The organism is Ideonella azotifigens (assembly GCF_006519715.1).
GTDB lineage: Bacteria > Pseudomonadota > Gammaproteobacteria > Burkholderiales > Burkholderiaceae_C > Ideonella > Ideonella azotifigens.
In genome coordinates this window covers 1-3,088 of record NZ_VIDT01000647.1, presented here as the reverse complement: position 1 = coordinate 3,088, position 3,088 = coordinate 1, and the positions used below count along the sequence as shown (strand labels likewise).

The 3,088-nt window shown below is 66.8% G+C and carries 3 protein-coding genes; 2 read left to right on the top strand and 1 reads right to left on the bottom strand.

Features of this window, described 5'->3' with window-relative positions; genetic code table 11:
- Nucleotides 1-33 precede the first annotated feature (33 nt).
- Nucleotides 34-2,031: an arylsulfatase gene (locus FKP22_RS25630; RefSeq protein ID WP_375140617.1), complete on the bottom strand. Its 1,998-nt coding sequence runs from the start codon at nucleotides 2,029-2,031 to the stop codon at nucleotides 34-36.
- Between the two features lie 137 nt (nucleotides 2,032-2,168).
- On the opposite strand from FKP22_RS25630, the gene FKP22_RS25625 reads away from it, so the two are divergent.
- Nucleotides 2,169-2,501: a hypothetical protein gene (locus FKP22_RS25625; protein WP_141290594.1), complete on the top strand. Its 333-nt coding sequence runs from the start codon at nucleotides 2,169-2,171 to the stop codon at nucleotides 2,499-2,501.
- Nucleotides 2,502-2,506: 5 nt separating this feature from the next.
- Entirely contained in the window at nucleotides 2,507-2,959 is a 453-nt protein-coding gene (locus tag FKP22_RS25620; RefSeq protein ID WP_141290592.1) for a bactofilin family protein, read from the top strand.
- The last annotated feature ends 129 nt before the right edge of the window (nucleotides 2,960-3,088 follow it).

Here is a 3,088-nt window from a genome sequence, read left to right as displayed (position 1 = left end):
CCGGCCTGTCGCCACAACATCTGGCTGCCCTGCTCAGTAATAGCCGGCGGGGCGCAGCGGTTCCACGCCGCCGACGTTGCCCATGTAGCTGCTCCACTGCTGGATCAGTTGGTCCAGCTGCGCCGGGTTGGTGACCGAGAGGTCCTTGTTCTCTCCGCGGTCGGCGCTCAGGTCGTAGAGCTCCCAGTGGCCGTCCAGCGGGCCAAACGGCGGCTCGGTCCACAAGGCCTTCCACTTGCCGTCGGCACTGGTCAGGTAGGCGCGGCCGTAGGACTCGTCGCCAAAAGCATCGGTGCGCACCGAGGCCGTACTCTTGCCCAGCAGCACGTCAACCAGCGACTTGCCGCTCACCGGGTAGACGTAGCGGTTGTCGTAGACGACCTTGCCCTTGTTGGCGTCGACACCGGTCAGCACGTTGATCGCGGCCGGCGCGGGCGTGCTGGGCGGCGTGACACCGGCGGCGGCCAGGATGGTGGCGGTGATGTCGGTCACGTGGGTGAAGACAGTGCTGTTGGCCGCGGCCTTCTTCTGGCCAGGCAGGTGCACGATCAGCGGCGTGCCGACACCGCCTTCGCCCATATAGCCCTTGGTCTGGCGGAACGGCGTGGCGCTGACCTCGGCCCAGCGCTGGCCGTATTGCAGGCGCTTGGCAGCGGCCAGGCCGTTGTCGGTGCCCAGCGTCGAATAGACAGGCTCGACCGCATTGGCCTCGTCGACCGGTTTGGGGTCCAGGCTGGCGGCGTTCGCGGGGAAGCCGCCGCCGGCGTTGGTGCCGATGGGCCAGCCTTCGGCGCCGTTGTCCGACTGGAAGATGATCACCGTGTTCTCGTACTGGCCGATGTCCTTCAGGTGCTGGACCAGCAGGCCGATGTTGTGGTCGAGGTTGTCGACCATGCCGGCGTAGATCTCCATGTAGCGCGCCTGGGCCTTCTTCTCCAGGTCGCTCAGGCTGCTCCACTTCTTGTTGTAGTGGCCCTGGCCGTAGTCGGTGTAGCCGTCGGCCACGCTGTGCACCGCGCTGATGTACCTGGCGCTGGCCGTGCCGTTGTTGGCGCTGGGCGCCGAGACCGTGAGCGTCTCCGCCTCACCGGCAAACGGCGTGAAGTCCTTGGGGATCAGGCCCAGGTCCTTCTGGCGCTGGATGCGGGCGGCACGCACTGCTTCGTAACCTGCGTCGTACTTGCCTTTGTACTTGCTGAGGTAGGGTTCGGGCACTTGCAGCGGCCAGTGCGGCGCGGTGTAGGCCGCGTAGGCGAAGAAGGGCTTGCCGTCGCCCTTGTGGGCGTCGATGTAGCCGATCAGGCGCTGGGTGTAGAAGTCCGTCGAGTAGAAGACCTCGGGCGAGCCGCCGGCGCCGCCCGGCTGCCCAGGTTGCCCGGGCTGCACATAGGCGCCGTTCTCGGTGTAGTTCTTCGAGCCGGCCGCTTCATGGCCGAAGTGGTTGTTGGCCGCGCCGCCCAGCAAGGCGTAGCTGCTCTCGAAGCCCCATTGGTCCGGCGTCTGGCCGATGGTGCCCAGGGCGACCGGTGCGTCCACATTGGCCACGTTCGAGCCCAGGTGCCACTTGCCGGCCATGTAGGTGTGATAACCCGCATCCTTCAGCAACTGCGCGACTGACAGCGCGCGGTCGTTCAGGTAGCCCTCATAGCCGGGCAGGCCCTTGCGCTCGTCGCTGGGCGCGCCCATCGTGCCTTCGCCAACGAGGTGGTGGTCGGTGCCGGAGATCAGCATCGAGCGGGTGATCGCGCAGACGGTGCCGGTGTGGTGGTTGGTCAGCAGGCGGCCGCTGGCGGCCAGTGCGTCGAGGTTGGGCGTCTCGATCTCGCCGCCGAAGGCGTGCACGTCGGAGTAGCCCAGGTCGTCGGCCATGATGAAAACCACGTTCGGCTGCTTGGGCAGGCTCAGCGTCTCGCTGTTGTCGTCATCATCGTTGCAGCCTGGCAGGATGGCCAGTGCGCCCAGAACCCCGACCATGGCCAAACCGATCATCGACCGGCGATGGGTTCCCCGGACTGCTTTTGACTTCCGCACTGCACTGACCCTTGGATTGTTTGTGGGAAGGCGAGTCTCGCGAGCGACATGCAGATGCGGAACGAATGAATCTGCGCAAGCAAATGCGAAGTGCGTTGATTGAATTTGGCGGCACCGGCTTGGCGATAATCGCGCCCATGTCCTTGCCCGATGCCGACTTCGACCGCTTCTTCACCGAGCACATCGTCGGCCTGCCCACGCTGGTGGACATGGGGCGCAGCGCGTCGGTGCGCCAGGTCTCGGACCGTGGTGTGCGCATTGGCGCCCTGGGCGAAAAGGCGCGCTTGATCGGCCTGGCCGGGCGCACGCTGCTGAGCCGCGACCCGACACGCGCCGTGGCTGGTCAGCCGTTGGCGCTGCCAGGCTTGATCGCGCTGCGGCGCAAGGTCCTGGTCGCCGGGCTGGTGGCCTGGAGCTTGCTCGTTGGCGGCACGGTCGCCGGAGCCTGCATCTGGTGGATGAAAAGCTGAACAGCATGACAAGCGTCTTCCAGGAAAGCAGTTTCCCCAGCGGCCACGACAGCCTGGTCATCGACCCGGTGGCCATGAACATCATCAACCGCGTGGCCGAAGGCACGATGCTCAACGGCGAGCTGCTGTTCAAGGGCGGGCTGCTGCTGCAAGGCACGCTGCGCGGCAGCGGCGAGATCGCCGGCAAGCTGGTGATCTGGCACACCGGGCAACTGCAGGGCAAGTTCCGCGTGCTCGGCGACCTGTACGTGCTGGGCCACCTGGGCGGCGTGGCCGACGAGGCGGACGCAACCACCCAGGTCGAATGCCAGGGCACGGTGCACGTGGCCAGCACCGGCATCTGCACCGGCTCGCTCAGCGCCTCGCGGCTGCGACTCTACGACGGCGGCGTGCTGCAAGGCCCGTTCCGCACCCTCAAGCACGAACGCTCGCTGCCGGTGCTCGACACCACGGCCTGAGCGCCGCTCTTCAATTTCACCAGCACTTCCAGCATGAGCGACTCTGACTCCCTGCCGCGCATCCCGCTTGGGCCTGCGCTGCCCGACATGCGCGCGCTGCCCACGCTGAGCGCGGCCCAGGTGCTGCAC